The organism is Streptomyces davaonensis JCM 4913 (assembly GCF_000349325.1).
In the GTDB taxonomy this organism is placed as follows: Bacteria; Actinomycetota; Actinomycetes; order Streptomycetales; family Streptomycetaceae; genus Streptomyces; species Streptomyces davaonensis.
In genome coordinates this window covers 7,714,962-7,732,643 of the sequence record NC_020504.1, presented here as the reverse complement: position 1 = coordinate 7,732,643, position 17,682 = coordinate 7,714,962, and the positions used below count along the sequence as shown (strand labels likewise).

At 71.5% G+C, this 17,682-nt stretch carries 19 protein-coding genes; 11 read left to right on the top strand and 8 right to left on the bottom strand.

Features of this window, described 5'->3' with window-relative positions; translation table 11 throughout:
* Positions 1 to 15: 15 nt before the first annotated feature.
* The gene (locus tag BN159_RS34175; RefSeq protein ID WP_015661609.1) at positions 16 to 723 is read right to left on the bottom strand and encodes a FadR/GntR family transcriptional regulator; all 708 of its coding nucleotides are present in this window, start codon (positions 721 to 723) and stop codon (positions 16 to 18) included.
* Between the two features lie 146 nt (positions 724 to 869).
* On the opposite strand from BN159_RS34175, the gene BN159_RS34170 reads away from it, so the two are divergent.
* From BN159_RS34170 to BN159_RS34150, 4 genes are all read left to right on the top strand, one after another.
* Positions 870 to 1,397, top strand: a complete 528-nt coding sequence (locus tag BN159_RS34170) for a gluconokinase (RefSeq protein WP_015661608.1) — start codon at positions 870 to 872, stop codon at positions 1,395 to 1,397.
* Positions 1,398 to 1,444: 47 nt separating this feature from the next.
* Positions 1,445 to 2,842, top strand: coding sequence for a GntP family permease (locus BN159_RS34165; RefSeq protein WP_015661607.1), 1,398 nt, complete (start codon positions 1,445 to 1,447; stop codon positions 2,840 to 2,842).
* Between the two features lie 151 nt (positions 2,843 to 2,993).
* Positions 2,994 to 4,100, top strand: coding sequence for a hypothetical protein (locus BN159_RS45875; protein ID WP_015661606.1), 1,107 nt, complete (start codon positions 2,994 to 2,996; stop codon positions 4,098 to 4,100).
* The gene (locus BN159_RS34150; RefSeq protein WP_015661605.1) at positions 4,097 to 5,029 is read left to right on the top strand and encodes a hypothetical protein; all 933 of its coding nucleotides are present in this window, start codon (positions 4,097 to 4,099) and stop codon (positions 5,027 to 5,029) included. Before BN159_RS45875 ends, BN159_RS34150 begins: the two co-directional genes overlap by 4 nt.
* Before the next feature lie 10 nt (positions 5,030 to 5,039).
* Here BN159_RS34150 and BN159_RS34145 read toward each other — a convergent pair whose 3' ends face one another.
* From BN159_RS34145 to BN159_RS34130, 4 genes are all read right to left on the bottom strand, one after another.
* On the bottom strand, positions 5,040 to 5,660 hold the full coding sequence (locus tag BN159_RS34145; RefSeq protein WP_015661604.1) for a cytochrome b/b6 domain-containing protein: 621 nt from the start codon (positions 5,658 to 5,660) through the stop codon (positions 5,040 to 5,042).
* Entirely contained in the window at positions 5,644 to 6,369 is a 726-nt protein-coding gene (locus BN159_RS34140; protein WP_015661603.1) for a molybdopterin-dependent oxidoreductase, read from the bottom strand. The genes BN159_RS34145 and BN159_RS34140 overlap by 17 nt, the downstream gene beginning before the upstream one ends.
* A 91-nt stretch (positions 6,370 to 6,460) precedes the next feature.
* On the bottom strand, positions 6,461 to 8,008 hold the full coding sequence (locus BN159_RS34135) for an APC family permease (RefSeq protein ID WP_015661602.1): 1,548 nt from the start codon (positions 8,006 to 8,008) through the stop codon (positions 6,461 to 6,463).
* A gap of 48 nt (positions 8,009 to 8,056) precedes the next feature.
* Positions 8,057 to 9,007 (bottom strand): hypothetical protein, encoded by a 951-nt coding sequence (locus BN159_RS34130; RefSeq protein WP_015661601.1) that lies wholly within the window; start codon positions 9,005 to 9,007, stop codon positions 8,057 to 8,059.
* Positions 9,008 to 9,379: 372 nt separating this feature from the next.
* On the opposite strand from BN159_RS34130, the gene BN159_RS34125 reads away from it, so the two are divergent.
* The 7 genes from BN159_RS34125 to BN159_RS34095 all read left to right on the top strand — a co-directional run bounded on the left by BN159_RS34125 (position 9,380) and on the right by BN159_RS34095 (position 14,518).
* Positions 9,380 to 10,273 (top strand): DMT family transporter, encoded by an 894-nt coding sequence (locus tag BN159_RS34125; RefSeq protein ID WP_015661600.1) that lies wholly within the window; start codon positions 9,380 to 9,382, stop codon positions 10,271 to 10,273.
* Positions 10,274 to 10,307: 34 nt separating this feature from the next.
* The gene (locus tag BN159_RS34120) at positions 10,308 to 10,832 is read left to right on the top strand and encodes an NUDIX hydrolase (protein WP_015661599.1); all 525 of its coding nucleotides are present in this window, start codon (positions 10,308 to 10,310) and stop codon (positions 10,830 to 10,832) included.
* A 10-nt stretch (positions 10,833 to 10,842) separates the two neighbouring features.
* Positions 10,843 to 11,235, top strand: coding sequence for a YidH family protein (locus tag BN159_RS34115; RefSeq protein ID WP_015661598.1), 393 nt, complete (start codon positions 10,843 to 10,845; stop codon positions 11,233 to 11,235).
* Positions 11,232 to 11,549: a DUF202 domain-containing protein gene (locus tag BN159_RS34110; RefSeq protein WP_015661597.1), complete on the top strand. Its 318-nt coding sequence runs from the start codon at positions 11,232 to 11,234 to the stop codon at positions 11,547 to 11,549. Before BN159_RS34115 ends, BN159_RS34110 begins: the two co-directional genes overlap by 4 nt.
* A 145-nt stretch (positions 11,550 to 11,694) precedes the next feature.
* Entirely contained in the window at positions 11,695 to 11,991 is a 297-nt protein-coding gene (locus BN159_RS34105) for a hypothetical protein (RefSeq protein ID WP_015661596.1), read from the top strand.
* 154 nt (positions 11,992 to 12,145) lie between these two features.
* Positions 12,146 to 13,294, top strand: a complete 1,149-nt coding sequence (locus BN159_RS34100; RefSeq protein ID WP_015661595.1) for a phosphotransferase family protein — start codon at positions 12,146 to 12,148, stop codon at positions 13,292 to 13,294.
* Between the two features lie 6 nt (positions 13,295 to 13,300).
* Positions 13,301 to 14,518, top strand: coding sequence for an acyl-CoA dehydrogenase family protein (locus BN159_RS34095; RefSeq protein WP_015661594.1), 1,218 nt, complete (start codon positions 13,301 to 13,303; stop codon positions 14,516 to 14,518).
* Here the strand turns inward: BN159_RS34095 and BN159_RS34090 are convergent.
* Genes BN159_RS34090 through BN159_RS34080 form a run of 3 tightly spaced genes read right to left on the bottom strand, consistent with a single transcriptional unit; the run spans position 14,515 to position 17,557 of the window.
* Positions 14,515 to 15,108 (bottom strand): TetR/AcrR family transcriptional regulator, encoded by a 594-nt coding sequence (locus BN159_RS34090; protein WP_015661593.1) that lies wholly within the window; start codon positions 15,106 to 15,108, stop codon positions 14,515 to 14,517. The genes BN159_RS34095 and BN159_RS34090 overlap by 4 nt on opposite strands.
* Before the next feature lie 26 nt (positions 15,109 to 15,134).
* A complete protein-coding gene (locus BN159_RS34085) occupies positions 15,135 to 16,844 on the bottom strand; it encodes a class I adenylate-forming enzyme family protein (protein WP_051113575.1) in 1,710 nt (569 codons plus the stop codon).
* Positions 16,793 to 17,557, bottom strand: a complete 765-nt coding sequence (locus BN159_RS34080; RefSeq protein WP_015661591.1) for an SDR family oxidoreductase — start codon at positions 17,555 to 17,557, stop codon at positions 16,793 to 16,795. Before BN159_RS34080 ends, BN159_RS34085 begins: the two co-directional genes overlap by 52 nt.
* Between the last annotated feature and the right edge of the window lie 125 nt (positions 17,558 to 17,682).

Sequence of the window (17,682 nt, the reverse complement as noted above, 5' to 3'; positions counted from 1 at the left end):
CGGGCCCGGGCGCGGCTATTTTCCGGGCGCGAGGATGTCCAGCTCGTGGAGGGCGCCGACGGTGATCTCGCGGACCAGGTGCTCGGCGCGGACGGCGTCGCGGGCCCGGACCGCCTCGGCGACCTGGACGTGCAGGGTGACCGCGGCGGGGTCGGGGTCCTCGAACATGACCTCGTGATGGGTGCGGCCCGCGAGGACCTCGGCGACGACATCGCCGAGCCGGGCGAACATCTCGTTGCCGGAGGCGTTGAGGATGACCCGGTGGAAGGCGATGTCGTGGAAGAGGTAGCCCTCCAGCTGGTGGCCCCGGGAGTTGGACACCATGCCAAGGGCGCACTCGGTGAGCTCGGCGCACTGCTCGGCGGTGGCGTTCTTCGCGGTGAGGCCCGCGGCGACCGGCTCGATCGCCGAGCGCAGCACGGTCAGGGAGCGCAGCTGGTGGGGGCGGTCGGCGCCGGCCAGACGCCAGCGGATGACCTGGGGGTCGTAGACGTTCCACTCGGACTTGGGGCGGACCGTCACACCCACGCGGCGGCGGGACTGCACCAGATACATGGACTCCAGAACGCGCACCGCCTCGCGCATCACGGAGCGTGAGACGTCGAACTGCTGGGCCAGCTCGTCGGTGCGCAACACGCTGCCGGGCGGATACTCGCCCGCGGTGATCGCGGGGCCGAGGGTTTCCAGTACATGGCCGTGCAGCCCCCGGCCCGTTGTGCTCATCCCCACAGCCTACGGGGGAGCCCACGGGAACAAAAAGTCAGACTTATTTGTCACAGACTCTTGAATTCGTCGTACCTAATGAGTTTCAGTGTCCCGGCCGACGTCAGAAGTCGACGTCGTATGTCGAGGAAGACAGCGAGGCAGTGATGCGTACCCCCCACGTCATCGTCGTCATGGGCGTCGCCGGAACGGGCAAGACCACCATCGGTCCCCTGCTCGCCGCCCGGCTCGGCGTCCCGTACGCCGAAGGCGACGACTTCCACCCGCAGGCCAACATCGCCAAGATGTCGGCCGGCATCCCGCTCGACGACGAGGACAGGTGGCCCTGGCTCGATGCCATCGGCGCCTGGGCTCACGAGCGGACCGGGCTGGGTGGGGTGGTCAGCAGCTCCGCGCTGAAGCGGTCGTACCGCGACCGGCTCCGGGCCGCCGCTCCCGGAGTGGTCTTCGTGCATCTCGCGGGCGACCGCGAGCTGATCGAGAACCGGATGCGGCAGCGGCAGGGTCACTTCATGCCTACGGCCCTGCTGGACTCCCAGTTCGCCACGCTCCAGCCGCTTCAGGCGGACGAGGCGGGCGTCGCGGTGGACGTCTCGGGCACGCCCGAGGAGATCACCGCGCGCGCCGCGGCCGCGCTGGAGGCCCTCGACACGCCGTCGGCCCCGACGCCGTAGCCCCCCACGCACTCCCCTCCCCACCCCTGTAACCGCAAGGAAATCCCGTGACCAGACTCAACGTCGAGCTGCTGGCAGCGGACCCCGTCGAGCCCATCACCTCGGCCGGTCATGCCCAGCTGGGCATCGCCGTCCTGTTGGGCATCGCCGTCATCGTCCTGCTGATCACCAAGTTCAAGCTCCACGCCTTCCTGTCGCTGACCATCGGTTCGCTGGCGCTGGGCGCGTTCGCCGGGGCGCCGCTGGACAAGGCCATCGCCAGCTTCACCACCGGGCTCGGCGCCACCGTGGCCGGTGTCGGCGTGCTGATCGCCCTCGGCGCGATCCTCGGCAAGATGCTCGCCGACTCCGGCGGCGCGGACGAGGTCGTCGACACGATCCTCGCCAAGGCGAGCGGCCGCTCGATGCCGTGGGCGATGGTGCTGATCGCCTCGGTGATCGGTCTGCCGCTGTTCTTCGAGGTCGGCGTGGTGCTGCTGATCCCGGTCGTGCTGATGGTCGCCAAGCGCGGCAACTACTCCCTGATGCGCATCGGCATCCCGGCGCTGGCCGGTCTGTCGGTCATGCACGGTCTGGTCCCGCCGCACCCCGGTCCGCTGGTCGCGATCGACGCGGTGCAGGCCAACCTGGGTGTCACGCTGGCGCTCGGTGTCCTGGTCGCCATCCCGACGGTGATCATCGCCGGTCCGCTGTTCTCCCGGTACGCCGCCCGCTGGGTGGACGTCCAGGCGCCGGACAAGATGATCCCGCAACGCGCCTCCGAGACGCTGGAGCGGCGTCCCAGCTTCGGCGCCACGCTGGCCACGATCCTGCTGCCGGTCGTGCTGATGCTCTCCAAGGCGCTCGTCGACATCATCATCGACGACCCCGAGAACACCACGCAGCGCGTCTTCGACGTCGTCGGCTCCCCGCTGATCGCCCTGCTGACGTCCGTGCTGGTCGGCATCTTCACGCTGCTGCGGCCGGCCGGGTTCGGCAAGGAGCGGGTCTCCGGTCTGGTGGAGAAGGGCCTCGCGCCCATCGCCGGCATCCTGCTGATCGTCGGTGCGGGCGGTGGCTTCAAGCAGACGCTGATCGACTCCGGTGTGGGTCAGATGATCCTGGAGATCTCCGAGGACTGGTCGATCCCGGCGCTGCTGCTGGCCTGGCTGATCGCGGTGGCGATCCGGCTCGCCACCGGTTCGGCGACGGTGGCGACGGTCTCGGCGGCGGGCCTGGTCGCGCCGCTCGCGGCGGGCATGTCCACCACGGAGACGTCCCTGCTGGTCCTCGCCATCGGTGCCGGTTCGCTCTTCTTCAGCCATGTCAACGACGCCGGTTTCTGGCTGGTGAAGGAGTACTTCGGGCTGAAGGTCGGACAGACCATCAAGACCTGGTCCGTGATGGAGACGATCATCTCGGTGGTCGCGGGCGGCCTCGTGCTGCTGTTGTCCGTGTTCATATAGCGGCCGTACGACACCACTGGGCCCGTCCCGTCCTCGAAAACGAGGCACGGGGCGGGCCCAAGTGGCTTCCCCGGCGGGGGACTTGGGTCGCATCATGGGGAGACTTCCCGTGGGCTGGGCCCTCTTGGGAGCGATGACATCGGGGGTTGTCATGGCGATCTCGCTCGGGGTGCGGATATCGGGGCTGCTCGTCGCGGGGGCGCTGGCCGTCGGGACGGCGGCGGCCTGTGGTGGGGGCGGCGGGGAGGAACGCTCGGGGGGTTCCGCGGGGACGCGTGTCTCCGGTGGCGGCTCGGGCGGCGGGGGGTCCGGTGGAACGGACAGCCCCAAGAGCTCCGACGGCTCCGGCTCCGAGGGTTCCGGCGGGGGCATGCCCACTTGGCGGCCCTCGGACGAGGAAGGCAGCGGAAACGTTTCCGGAGGTGGGAACGGGTCCGGCGGAAACGATTCTGGAGGGACCGGCCCAGGGGGCGGGGACCGACCGGGCTGGCTGCGGCCCGGGCCTCGTTCGCCCAACACCGACACCAGGGCCGACGCGGCGACGGTCTACGACGACCTCGCCGCGAACCCGCAGGGGTGCAAGAACGCCGCCGGGAAGGTCCCGGGCGATTCCGAGGCGGTCGAGTGGCGGGTCCTGCGGGCGCTGGCGGCCGCCTGCCAGGCCGTTCAGGGCGAGGGCGGCGACTGGAGCGCGGTGACCGCGGAGTACGCGGCCCTCCAGGGCCGGGTCACCGGGTGCAAGAGCAGCGCCGCCTACGCCGTACTCGGCGATGTCCTGCGGTTCCACCAGCGGAATCCTTCCGCCACGGTGCGATTGGCACCGCCCTCGGGCGGCGGCGGTGCCGTCTGCGACTTCCGGATCGTCTCCGTGGACGTGGGCGGTGACGGCAAGGCGAAGCCGCACGAGACGATCACCATCACGGTCGCCGGGATGTACTTCGACAAGCGGGAGTTACCGGGAGGTGCGAGCCCCGTCACCATCGCCGGAGCGGCCGCGTACGAGCCCGACGGCGCCGAGGAACCCGACTTCGACGCCGAGCCCCCGGACCAGTTGACCTTCCAGGTCGAGGTGCCGGCTCCGGAGGGAGCCGTCTATCCGCTCAGCGCCACCGTGACGATCGATCACGCCCGAGAGGGAACGGTCACGCTGCCGGATGCCTTCACTCTGGTCGCCCCTGACTCGGTCGGCCCCTCGCCCGGGGTCTCCCCGTCGGCCGTGGCCTCACCCTCGCCGAGTGCGCCCACGACCACGCCATGAGTGAAGGCGACCCCGAGCCCGCGCCCCCACCCGACCCGGAGCCCGACCCGGAGCCCGAACCCGAGCCACCCCCGGAGCCCCCCGACCACCCTCCCCCCAGGTGGCTCGAACTCATCGGCGCCGTCGGCTCCCTCCTCTCCCTCTTCACCGCCGTCCTCTTCTACTTCGGCTGGGCCAGCACCGACGCCGAGACCCGCGCCCTCGGCCTCAGGGACACCCTCTTCCGGCTGTCCACCGCCGACTACCTGCTGCGGAGCGTGGACGCGCTGTACGTCCCCGTCCTCGCACTGGCGGCCGCAGCGATGGTGGCCGCGGTGCTGCACCGCCGGGTGCAGGACGATCCGGCCCGGGCCCGGCCGGTGCTGCGGTATCTGCGGCACGCCTGGGTGCCCGCGCTGCTCCTCGGGCCGCTGTACTACCTCTCCCGGAGCCTGCTCGACCTGCTCATCCCGCTGGCGACGATCATCGGCGTGCTGCTCAGCGCCTACGCGCGTACGCGGCCGGAACCCGGCGAGCCCGAGGTGCCCCGGCAGCAGCAGGCCCGGATCTGGGCACCGGCCCTGCTGGTGGCCGTGGTCTCACTGTTCTGGGCGGTGTACGCCTACGCCGGGATCATCGGCCGGGACCGGGCCGCCGAGACGACCGCCACGGTGACCGACGGATTCCCCGCGGTCGTCCTGTTCAGCGAGGAGGACCTGCTGATCCGCGGGAACGGCAGCTGTGTGTCGGCCGTGGCCGAGGAGGGCAGCCCGTACCGCTTCCGGTACGCCGGGCTGCGGCTGTTCCATGTCTCGGGCGACCGGCTCTTTCTCGTGGCCCGGTACTGGGCGCCCTGGGACGGGAAGCTGTACGTGCTGCGCGAAGGGGACCCGGGGATGCGGGTGGAGTACGTGAGCGGGGCGGCCCGGCGCGCGAGCGAGTGCCCGTGACGCCCGGTGCTCAGGGCCGCCACAGCGGATGTTCGCGCTCCGCCCACTCCCGGCTCACCGACCCCGTGCGCATGCCGCGGCGGGCCTCCGGGTCGGCCAGGGCCATGCCGATGTGTCCGGCCAGGACGATGCCGATGGTCAGGGCCAGCCAGTCGTGGACGAAGGTCGCGCTGGTGCGCCACATCAGCGGGGTGAGGTGGGTGAACCACATCAGCAGGCCGGTGCCGAGCATGACCAGCGTGGCGCCCGCGATCCAGGCCGCGTAGATCTTCTGGCCCGCGTTGAACTTCGCGGCGGGCCGGGCCCCCGGGCTCCGGTCGCGGCGCCGGGCCGCGCGCAGCCAGCGGCGGTCGTGCGGGCCGAAGCGGTTGAGGTGACCGAGGTCGGCGCGCAGGGCGCGGGAGGCCAGGCCCGCCAGGAGCGGGACGGGCAGGGCGAGGCCCGCCCATTCGTGGATGCGGACCATCAGCTCGCGTCGGCCGACGAGTTCGGCGAGCTGGGGGACGTAGAGGCAGGCGGCGGTCGCCACGCAGGTGAGCATCAGGGCGGCCGTCGTGCGGTGGACCCACCTCGTCGCTCGGCCGAAGCGGCGCAGGCTGGTGGCGGGCGGGGCGTCAGCTCGTAGGCTCATCGTCGCGTCCGTTCGAACGGCCGACCCAGGCGTCGACGTCGTAGCCGCGCTCCTCCCAGTAGCCCGGGCGGACGTCCTCGGTGACGGTGATGCCCGAGAGCCACTTCGCGGACTTGTAGAAGTACATGGGGGCCACGTAGAGGCGGACCGGGCCGCCGTGGCTGTGGCCGAGGTCCTTGTCCTGCATGCGCAGGGCCACCATGACGTCGGAGCGGCGGGCCTGGTCGAGGGTGAGGCTCTCGGTGTAGACGCCGTCGAAGCAGGTGAAGCGCACCGCCCCGGCCGAGGGGCGCACTCCCGCCGCGTCCAGGAGCCGGGACAGGCGCACGCCCTCGAAGGGGGTGTCCGGGACCCGCCAGCCGGTGACGCACTGGACGTCGCGGATCATGCGGGTCTGCGGCAGGGCACGGAGATCGGCCAGCGTGTACGACATCGGGCGGTCGACGAGGCCGTCGATGGTGAGGCGGTAGTTCTCCGCGTTCTTGTGCGGCACCGAGGAGGCGACCGAGTAGTAGCGGAAGCCGCCGCCGTTGGGGAGCAGGCCGGTCAGTCCGGTGGGGTCGTTCTCGGCCGCTCCGGCGAGGAAGGACTCCATGCCCCGCTGGAGGACGGGCGCGGTGACCACGCCGAGGGCGCCGAGGCCCAGGGTGCCGAGGAAGATACGGCGGCCGACCGGAGTGCCGCGCTCCTCGGGATGTTCGGAGTTCACCTGTTCATTCGAGCACCCGCGGCCCGGGGTGGGCCAGGGGCCGCGGGTGCCCGTCAGATTTCCGTAATCAAGTGATCGGTCCGCGCGAACCTCAGTGCTCGGACTCCGCGGCCTTCTCCAGCTGGAAGGCTTCGTTGCCGAGGCCGATGCGGGCGTGCGCCTCGGGGTCGCGGGCGCGCAGGACGAGTCCCTGGACCAGGCCGATGACCAGGGCGAGGGCGATGATGCCGGGCAGGATCCAGTTGAGGGAGGAGCCCGGTCCCGAGCCGACGAGGACGTCGAAGTCCTTCACCGTGTAGACGACGATGAAGAGCAGCGCGACGGTGGCGAGCCCGGCGGCGGTCAGCCGCCAGAACTGGGTGCCCGCGGCGCCCCGGCGGACGAAGAAGGCCACCACGGACACCGAGGCGATCGACATCAGCAGGGTGACGCCGAGGGCGCCGACGTTGCCCATCCAGGTGAACAGGTGCAGCACCGGCGCGGTCGGGTCGCCGGTCGGCTTGTCGTCGGCGAGCGCGAAGGCGGCGACGACCACCAGGGCGATCACCGTCTGGAGCAGCGAGCCGGTGCCGGGGGCGCCGCTGGCGCTGGTGGTGCGGCCGAAGGCGGAGGGGAGCAGGCCCTCGCGGCCCATGGCGAAGGCGTAGCGGGCGACGACGTTGTGGAAGCTGACCATCGCGGCGAACATGCCGGTCACGAAGAGCACGTGCAGGACGTCGGTGAAGGTCTCCCCGAGCAGTCCCTCGGTGAGGAAGAACAGCAGTCCCGCGCTCTGTTCCTGGGCGGTGCCGACGACGGCGTCGGGGCCGGTGGCGACCGTGATCGCCCAGCAGCTGATGGTGTAGAAGACGGCGATGCCGCCGATGGCCAGGAACATCACGCGGGGCACGAGGACGTGCGGGCGGCTGGTCTCCTCGGCGTAGACGGGGGCCTGCTCGAAGCCGAGGAAGGCGGCGACGCAGAAGCACAGGGCGGTGCCGATGCCGGCGCCGCTGAGGGTGTCCGGGTTGAAGGCGTGCAGGGACAGGCCCTCCGGGCCGGGGTCGCCGAGGGCGGCCACGTCGAAGATCACGACGAGCGCGACCTCGATGAGGAGCAGCACGCCGAGCACGCGCGCGTTGAGGTCGATCTTCAGCCAGCCGAGCGCGCCGGTGAGCAGCACGGCCAGCAGGGCCGGTATCCACCAGGCGAGTTCGATCTCCAGGTAGGTGGCGAACAGGCCGGAGACCTCGAAGCCGAAGATGCCGTAGATGCCGACCTGGAGGGCGTTGTAGGCGACGAGGGCGACCATGGCCGCGCCGGAGCCCGCGGTGCCGCCGAGGCCGCGGGAGATGTAGGCGTAGAAGGCACCGGCGTTGTGGACGTGCCGGCTCATCTCGGCGTACCCGACGCTGAAGAGGGCGAGCACGACGCCGAGGATCACGAACAGCAGCGGCTGCCCGACGATGCCCATCACCCCGAAGGTCGTGGGCATGACACCCGCGACGACCATGAGGGGCGCCGTCGCGGCCAGCACCGACAGCAGCAGTCCTGTCGTGCCCAGCCGGTCGGCGCGCAGAGCGCGGTCCTGGCCCTTGAAGGTGCTGATGCCGCCGCCGGTAGCGGGGGGACTGCTCGTTCTCGAACTGCCCGTCGTCATCGCGGGTGGTCCTTTCGGGGGTCTTCGGAGGTCATCGGGGGTGGCGCTTCACACCGTGCCGAGCGCGCTGTCGCGGGCGGCACGGAAGGCGGGGTAGGGATCGCGGTCCGGGTAGGACCAGGGCGCGGGGGTGACGTGCTCGCCGATGCGGTGGAAGAGGGCGGCGGCCTCGGCGCCGCGGCCCTCGCAGTACTTGGCGTGGGCGAGGAAGTTCAGGTCGACCAGACGGCGGGGGTGGCCCTCGTGCTCCCACTCCAGCCACCAGTCGAAGGCGGCCTTCATCACCTGGCGGGCCCGGCGGCCGACCCAGTGCCCGGAGGCGGCCGGATCGGCGGGTTCGTGTCCTGCGGCGGCCAGCACGCGGTAGCGCTCGGCGTGCGCGATCACCGGCAGGATCGCGAGCGGGGAGTCCGCGGGGGCCCGCTCGGCGGCGCCGTTGGCGAAGTCGTAGACCTCGTGCAGCGGGTCCGGGCCGACGGCGGGGTGGCGTTCGGCGAGCCGGGCGACCATCAGATGGTGGGCGTGATGGTGGTCGGGGTGCCGGTGGCGGACCTCCTCGAAGAGCTTCAGCGCCTCGTCCTCGGTGCCCGTGCCGCGGGTGAGCATGAGCAGGCCGAGCCAGGGTGTGGGGTCGGCCGGGGCGTGCGCGGCCGCCGTGTGGCAGGCCTCGCGGGCCCGGTCCGGCTTCTCCTTGCCGCGCAGGGCGCGCCGGACCTGGGCCAGGGCGAGCAGAACGCGGGCGTCGGCGGACTCGGGTTCGGCGAGCAGCCACTCCCGGGCCCAGGGGGCGCTGTAGGGCTCCTGGGAGAGGACGCAGACCCGGTGGCCGCGGCTGTCCCAGTCGTCGCCGGTACGGCCGAGCAGGGCACGGGCACCCTGCCACCGGCCCTGGGCCAACGCCGCGCGGGCGGCGGTGAGTTCGAGATCGTCGAGGGCACCGTCCAGAGTCTGGGCCGCGCGCTTGCGGCCACGACCGAGGGGTGGCGGGGGTGGAGACACCTCGGGAACATCCTCTACGCAGTTCGTTGTGCTCGCTCACTCACTGCGGCTCGTCTGCTGATTTCGGTTTGCCATCGAGCGATCACGCACAGCCAACCCTCCGCCAATAGTTCACGTCAAGGCCCGAAGGTGCGTTACACGCGTCAACTAGTGTGACTGGTGGGGCAGTTGTGAAGAGTCGGGAGGGGCTTTCGTCCGGAATTGGACCGAATCTGTGACGTTCGTCATAGCGATTCCGGCAGGCGGCACGGAGCATGGCGTGAAGTCCATCGCCCCTGAAACCTCCAGGAGCGCTCCGGTCCCCGGGCCGCTAGAGTCGGCCCCTACGCAGTACGCACCCCGAGCCCCGGCCCAACGATCGAGGAACGTCGCGTGTCGCTTCAGGTTCTGATTCTCGCCGTGAGCGCCGCCTGCTGCCTGGGCTTCGGATTCGTCCTCCAGCAGAACGCGGCCCAGAAGGCGCCCCTCAGCGACTTCCTCTCCCCCAGGATCCTGCTGGACCTGGTGAAGGTGCCGCGCTGGCTCGGCGGCATCGGCCTGATGGTGGCCGGCATGGTGCTGGGTGCCATCGCGCTCGGCCAGGGCGAGCTGTCCCTGATCGAACCCCTGCTGGCGACCAACCTGCTCTTCGCCATGGCCCTGTCCCGGCGCCAGACCCGGCAGCCGCTAGGCCGGCAGGGCTGGACGGGGCTGCTGCTGCTCGCGGGCGGCGTGACCGCGTTCATCGTGGCCGGTGAGCCGACCGGCGGCACCGCCCTGACCGACCCCTCCCGCCAGTGGCTGATCATCGGCGCCATGGTCGGCACGGCCCTGCTCCTCACCGGATACGCCAAGCGCTCCCGGCTGAGCGCGGGCCCGGTCCTCCTCGCCACCGCCGCCGGTCTCCTCTACGGCGTCCAGGACGCCCTCACCCGGGTCACCGGCGAGCGTTTCACCGAGGGCGGCCTCGTCGAGGTGTTCACCGGCTGGCAGCCGTACGCCGTGCTGGCGCTCGGGGTGACCGGTCTGGTGCTGGTGCAGAGCGCGTTCGAGACCGCGTCGCTGCGGATGTCGCTGCCCGCCCTGACCGCGGCTCAGCCGCTGGCCGGGATCGCCTGCGGGGTGGGCTTCCTCGGCGACCGGCTGCGCACCGACCCCGGGGCCCTGGCCTGGGAGTCCGCCGGCCTCGCCGCGATCGTGGTGGGCATCGTCCTGCTCGGCCTGCACCCGGCGATGCCGAGCGGCGCGACGGTCCGCGAACCGGCGCGCAGGCTCCAGCCGAGCTGACACCCGGGGCCCGGGTCCTGCTTGGATGGGCCCCATGAATCCCGCTGACGAGATCCTCGACATCGTCGACGAGAACGACCAGGTCATCGGGCAGGCCCCACGCGGACGTGTCTACGCCGAGGGCCTGCGGCACCGGTGCGTGTTCATCCAGGCCCGGGACGCCGAGGGCCGCCTCTTCGTCCATCGCCGCACCCCGACCAAGCTGGTCTTCCCGTCGCTGTACGACATGTTCGTCGGCGGAGTCGTCGGCGCGGGCGAGTCCTACGAGCTCGCCGCCCTGCGGGAGGCCGAGGAGGAGCTCGGGGTGTCCGGGCTGCCGGATCCGGAGTTCCTCTTCAAGTTCCTCTACGAGGACGGCGCCGGGCACAGCTGGTGGTCGGCCGTGTACGAGGTGCGCTGCGAGCTGCCGGTCAGCCCCCAGGTGGAGGAGGTGGACTGGCACGCCTTCCTGCCGGAGGAGGAGGTCGTCGACCGTCTCGCCGACTGGGAGTGGGTGCCCGACGGGCTCGACGCCTACCACCGGCTCCGCGCGCACCGGGCCGCGGAGGGCTCCCGGTAGGGTCCGGGGCGTGATCGAATTCGTACGGAACGTCCGGCTGTGGTTCGCGCCCGAGGAGGTCCGCCGGGAGGGCGCTACGCCGGACTACCGGTTCTCGCTGGCCAACGAGCGCACCTTCCTGGCCTGGCTGCGCACTGCGCTGGCGCTGATCGGCGGCGGTTTCGCGGTGGACCAGTTCCTGCCGGACCTGCGCTGGGGCTGGCGGGTCGGGCTCGCCCTCGCACTGCTCGCGGCGGGTGTGCTGTGTTCCCTGCGCGCGGTCAACCACTGGGTGCGCTGCGAGCGGGCGATGCGCCGTGGCGAGGATCTGCCGGTCTCCCGGTTCCCGGCGCTGCTGAGCGTGGTGGTCGCGGTGGTGGCCCTCGCGATGGTCGTGGTCGTGCTCGTCGGGTGGGAGGGATGAGCGCGGAGCCGGTGCGGGACCCCGGGCTCCAGCCCGAGCGGACCCGGCTCGCCTGGCGCCGTACGACGCTGGCGGGGACCGTGGCCGCGGTGCTCGCCGGGCGGGCGGCGCTGCACACCGGCGTCTCGGCGTCCGGGGTCGTGGTGTGCGCCCTGGGCGGCCTGCTGTGGCTCGGCTTCCTCGCGCTCGCCAACCGCCGTATCCACGCCCTGGCCGCGAGCCCGGAGCCGACGGCACTCGCGCCCCGGCACGCGACGGCGGCGGTGCTGTGCACGGTGGGGCTGGCGGTGTGCGGGGCGGTGCTGATCCTTTGAGGCGGCGCGCTCGAGGAGGCACGCTTGAGGAGGTGAGCGCCATCGGCGAGGCGGCAGGCGCCACGAAAGACTAATCGCCGGATATGTACCCTTCGCATGGCAGCCTGTCCGTCGTCATCACCCGCGCCTGACGAAGGTGAGCACCATGACCACCGTGCACACGGAACACGCCTCCCACGCCCACATCCACGGACCCGACTGCGGACACACCGAGGTGCCGCACGGCGACCACGTCGACTACGCGCACGGCGGGCATCTGCACCGTGAGCACGGCGGGCACTGGGACGAGTGCGAGCCGGGCGGGCATGTCGCCCACGAGGGCCACGACCATCAGCACGGCGAGGACTGCGGACACGAGAGCGTGCTGCACGGGGACCACGTCGACTATCTGCACGACGGCCACCGGCACGCGGCCCACGCCGGGCACTGGGACGACCACTGACGGCCGAAACTCCCCGCCCGACGGCTCCTCGCTCCCCATGCGAGGAGCCGTCGGCCTATCGTGGCTCCGATCACGTTGGGCTCGCGCACTGGACGACATACCGACCGGTCGGCATCATTGGTCGGGACCCGTTCACCTGCCCGTAGGAGCATCGATGAGCCCCGACCACCCGCCCGGACTCGATCTCGACCGGCTGCGCGCCCTGCTGGACCGTGAGCACCCCGGACTGGTGCGCGGACCGCTGACCGGCCGGCTGATCGAGGGTGGACGGTCGAACCTCACCTACGCAGTCTCCGACGGCACCGCCCGCTGGGTCGTACGGCGGCCTCCGCTCGGCCATGTCCTCGCCACCGCGCACGACATGAAGCGCGAGCACCGGGTGATCAGCGCCCTGCACCCGACGAACGTGCCGGTGCCGCGCCCGCTGCTGCTGTGCGAGGACGAGGAGGTGCTCGGGGCGCCCTTCTACGTCATGGAGTTCGTCGAGGGGACCCCGTACCGCACCGCCGACCAGCTGGCCCCGCTCGGCCCGGAGCGCACCCGCCAGGCGGTGCTGTCGCTGGTGGACACCCTCGTCGATCTGCACGCGGTCGACCCCGCCGAGGTGGGCCTGGCCGACTTCGGCCGCCCGGAGGGCTTCCTGGACCGCCAACTGCGGCGCTGGGGCAAGCAGTTGGACGCCTCCCGCAATCGTGAGCTGGCCGGCATCGACGAACTGCACGCGACGCTCGGGCGGCGCCTGCCCGTCTCCCCCACACCGACGGTGATCCACGGCGACTACCGGCTGGACAACGTCCTGATCGGCCCCGCGAGTGAGCCGGAGGGGCGCGCCGGTGTCGAGAGGGCGAACGCGCGGAGGCCCGAAGGGCTGAGCACGATCGGCGTCTCGGCACCGGCTGAAAGCGCCCCGGAGGCGAACGAGCCGAAAAGAGGAGCCGACCAGATCAAGGCGATCCTCGACTGGGAGATGTCGACCCTCGGCGACCCGCTCACCGACCTCGGCCTGCTGGTGATGTACAGCCTGCCGCTGGAGATGCCCGACTCCCCCGTCTCCACCACCGCCGAGGCGCCGGGCCACCCGGATCCGGCCGAACTGATCGAGCGGTACGCCGCGCGCTCGGGGCGCGACGTCTCCGCGGTCAACTGGTACACGGCGTTCGCCTGGTTCAAGCTCGCCGTGATCCTGGAGGGCATCCACTACCGCTACACGCTGGGCCAGACGGTCGGGCGCGGCTTCGACCGCATCGGCGACCTGGTGCCGGTCTTCATCGAGCACGGTCTGAACACTCTTCAGGAAGGCTGACGGGACATGGACTTCGCGTTCGACGCGCGCACCGAGGAGCTGCGCGGCAAGCTGCTCGCCTTCATGGACGAGTACGTCTACCCGGCCGAGGCGGTGGCGGAGGAGCAGCGGGCCGCGCTGGCCTCGCCCTGGGACACACCGGCCGTGGTCGAGGAGCTGAAGGCCGAGGCACGCAGGCAGGGCCTGTGGAACCTCTTCCTGCCGGACGCCGAGCACGGCGCCGGGCTCACCAACCTCCAGTACGCGCCGCTCGCCGAGATCACCGGCCGCTCCCCGCACCTGGCGCCCACCGCGACGAACTGCGCGGCGCCGGACACCGGGAACATGGAGGTGCTCGCGCAGTTCGCGACCGAGCAGCAGAAGAAGCAGTGGCTGGAGCCGCTGCTGGCCGGTGAGATCCGCTCGGCGTTCGCGATGACCGAGCCGGAGGTGGCCTCGTCCGACGCCACCAACATCACCACGCTCATCGAGCGGGACGGCGACGACTACGTCATCACGGGCCGCAAGTGGTACATCTCCGGGGCGATGAACCCGGACTGCAAGATCTTCATCGTGATGGGCAAGACGGACCCGGACGGCGCGGACATCCGCCGCCAGCAGTCGATGATCCTGGTCCCGCGCGACACCCCGGGCGTCACGATCACCCGTGCCATGCAGGTGTTCGGCTACGAGGACCACTCCCACGGCGGCCACGCCGAGGTGATCTTCGACCACGCTCGCGTGCCGGTGTCGAACCTCATCGGCGAGGAGGGTGGCGGCTTCGCCATCGCCCAGGCCCGGCTGGGTCCCGGCCGGATCCACCACTGCATGCGCCTGATCGGCATGGCCGAGCGCGCCATCGAGCTGATGTGCCGCCGGGCGGTGTCCCGTACGGCGTTCGGCAAGGCGCTGGCCCAGCAGGGCGTCGTGCACAACTGGATCGCCGACGCGCGCGTCACCGTCGAGCAGCTCCGTCTCCTGGTCCTGAAGACGGCCTGGCTGATGGACACCGTCGGCAACCGGGGCGCCCACACCGAGATCCAGGCCATCAAGATCGCCACGCCGCGTGCGGTCATCGACATCATCGACAGCGCGATCCAGCTGCACGGCGCGGGCGGCGTCAGCCAGGACTTCCCGCTGGCCGAGCTGTACGCGGCCGCGCGGACGCTGCGGATCGCCGACGGCCCCGACGAAGTGCACCAGCGGTCGCTGGCGCGACGAGAGCTGAAGAAGTACCTGCCTTAAGGCCGCAGCGCCCTCAGGAGCAGGTCGGCCAGGTGGTCGGCCAGCTCCTGGGGGGCCATCGGCCCGTCGGGGCGGTACCACGTCGACAGGTGGTGGACGGACCCGAAGTGGTAGTCCACCACCAGGTCGGCCGGGGTCGCGGTGGAGAAGACCCCGGTCCGCTGGCCCTCCTCGATGAGCGCGCGGAAGCGCTCGTGGTAGCGGCGCCGCTCGGCACGCACCTGCTTGTTCTTCTCGGGGCTCAGATGGTGCATCGAGCGGAAGAAGATCGAGGCGTCGTCGAGGTTCTCGATGGTGGTGACGACGACATCGGCCGCCGCGCCCCGCAGCCGCTTCTCCACCGGCTCGTCGGCGTCCGCGAAGGCGTCCAGGCGCTCCTGCTGGACGCGGAGCACGCGCGCGTACACCTCGTGCAGCAGATCGTCCTTGGAGCCGAAGTAGTGGTACAGCGCTCCCTTGGTGACGCCGGCCGCCTCCACGATCTCCTGCACCGAGGTGCGGTCGTAGCCTCGCTCGGCGAAGAGCCGGGTGGCGGCGGCGAGCAGCCGCTGAGGGACGGGGGTGCCGTCTCCGTCCGTGATCCTTGGCACTCTGCCGCCACCTGCCTTTCGGGTTCTCACTGGCTGTCGTGCGCGCGGGAACGAAGTTCCCGCCGGAGGATCTTCCCACTCGCCGTCTTCGGCAAGTCGGGCAGGATCTCCACCTGGCGCGGGTATTTGTAGGCGGCCAGTCTCTCCTTGCAGTACACCGCCAGTTCATCCGGGTCCGCCCCGACGCCCGGACGCAGGCTGATGTACGCCTTCACGGTCTCCCCGCGGTACCCGTCGGGCACCCCGACGACGGCCGCCTCGCGCACCGCCGGATGGGTGTACAGCACGTCCTCGACCTCGCGCGGCCACACCTTGAAGCCGGACGCGTTGATCATGTCCTTCTTGCGGTCGACGACGTACAGCCAGCCCTCGGGATCCATGAACCCGATGTCGCCGGTGCGCAGCTCGCCGCCCGGGAACGTCTCCGCGGTGGCCTCGGGGCGCCGCCAGTAGCCGGGCACCACCTGCGGCCCGCTGACCACGATCTCGCCGGGCTCGCCGAAGGGCACCTCGGCGCCCTCGTCGTCGACGATCCGCACGACCGTGTCCGGACCCGGCACGCCCACCGCGAGCGTCCCGGAGGCCGGGTCGACGGGCGCCTCCCGCTGCGGCGGCACGGCGGCGCAGGGCGCGGTGCACTCGGTGAGCCCGTAGCCGTTGCGGATGTACGGCCCGAATCCGGCCCGGAACTTCTCCACCAGCGCGGGCGGCAGCGGGGCGCCGCCGGAGGAGATGATCCGGAAGGAGGCGAAGTGGTCCCGGGTGACCGACGGATGCGCGGCCAGTGCCATGAAGGCGGTCGACGGGCCGACGGTGTAGTGCGGCCGGTGCTCGGCGAACGCGTCCAGCACGACCCCGGCCTCGAAGCGGTACGCCAGCACGAGCGTGCCCGCGCTGTTCAGACAGGCGCCGAGCTGGCACACCATGCCGGTGATGTGGAACAGCGGGGCCATGGCGAAGTACACCGGCGCCTCGGGCAGCGGCAGCCCGGTTCGCTGCCGCTCGGCGTTGTGCATGATGTTGCCGTGCGTGTTGGTGGCGCCCTTGGGGGTGCCGCTGGTGCCGGAGGTGTAGCTGATCAGCGCGATGTCGGACGGCTCCGGATCGCGCGCCTCGGGGGCCCGGTGCCCGGCGCCGGCCACGGCGGTCAGATCCTCCGCGTCCGGGGCCTGCGGAAGCCGCTCGAAGGCGAGCACACGCGTGTCGTCCCGCGTCTGGAAGTCCAGCTCGCAGCCCGTGAGCACGATCCGCACCGGCGAGTCGGCGGCCGTCTCGCGCAGATACGTCTCCCAGGCGCGGTCCGAGCAGATCAGCGCGGCCACCTCGCCGTCCCGCAGGACGTGCGCCATCTCCCCCGACTTGTACATGGGGTTGACCGGCACCACCGTCGCGCCCGCCTTCCAGGCACCGAGCACGGCGACCACGAAGAGCGGGGAGTTCTGGAGCAGCACGGCCACCCGCTCACCGCGCTCAAGACCCCGCGCGGCCAGGTGCCCGGCGACGGAGTCGCTCAGCGCATCGACCTCGCGATAGCTCAGCCGTCCGTCGAAGTAGGCGAGGAAGACGCGGTCCGGCACCTCGGCGGCGGCCCGGCGCAGGGCGTGCACCAGGGAGTCGGCGGGGTCGATCGGGGCACGCTGGGCGTCGTCGAGCAGCGCCAGCCAGGGCTTGTCCGCGTACCCGCTCACCGCGCGCTCTCCCACTTCTGCTGGATGTGGTTCATGGTGCCGAGCCATCGGTCGGGATCCCCGGCCCGCGCCTGGTAGAACCCGGCGACCTCGGGATGCGGCAGGATCAGGAACCGATCGTCCTCCATCCCCTTGAACAAGGCGTCGGCCACGTCGTCCGGCTCGATGGCGGTGGGCTTGAGCACCAGGTCCCCGGCGGTCCCGGTGGCGGCGAGCATGTCGGTCCGCACGCCCTGGGGACAGATCGCGTGCACCTTGACGCCGCGGTGCCGGTAGGTCAGCGACAGCCACTCGGCGAAGGCGTACGCCCCGTGCTTGGTGACGCTGTAGGGCGCGGCGCCGATCATGGTGAGCAGCCCGGCGGCGGACACGGTCGACACGAACCGCCCCCGCCCACGCTCCAGCCACCCCGGGAGCAGTTCCTGAGCGGCCCGCACATGAGCCATGACATTGACGTCCCAGGCCAGCGCCCAGACGTCCTCCCCGGCGGCCTCGGACCCTCCGGAACCGACGCCGGCGTTGGCGCAGTACACGTCGATGTCAGCGCCGAGCGCGTCCCGGGCGGGCCCGACGATCCCGGAGGCATCACCGGACACGGCAATCCCCCCGATCTCGGCGGCGACGGCTTCGGCCTTGGCAGCGTCGAGATCATTGACGACGACCCGGGCTCCGACGGAGGCGAACCGCCGGGCAAGAGCGGCTCCGATCCCGCCACCGGCCCCCGTGACAACGACTCCGGCATCGTGCAGGGCGTCCACCATCGGTCTCCTTCGACATGCGGCTCCATCGACCCCGACAGACTAACCAGTCGGTATGTATCAAAGAAAGGGTGCGGGAGGTACCGGCAGGGGCGCGGGGAACTGCGCGACAAGCCACAGCCGACCGG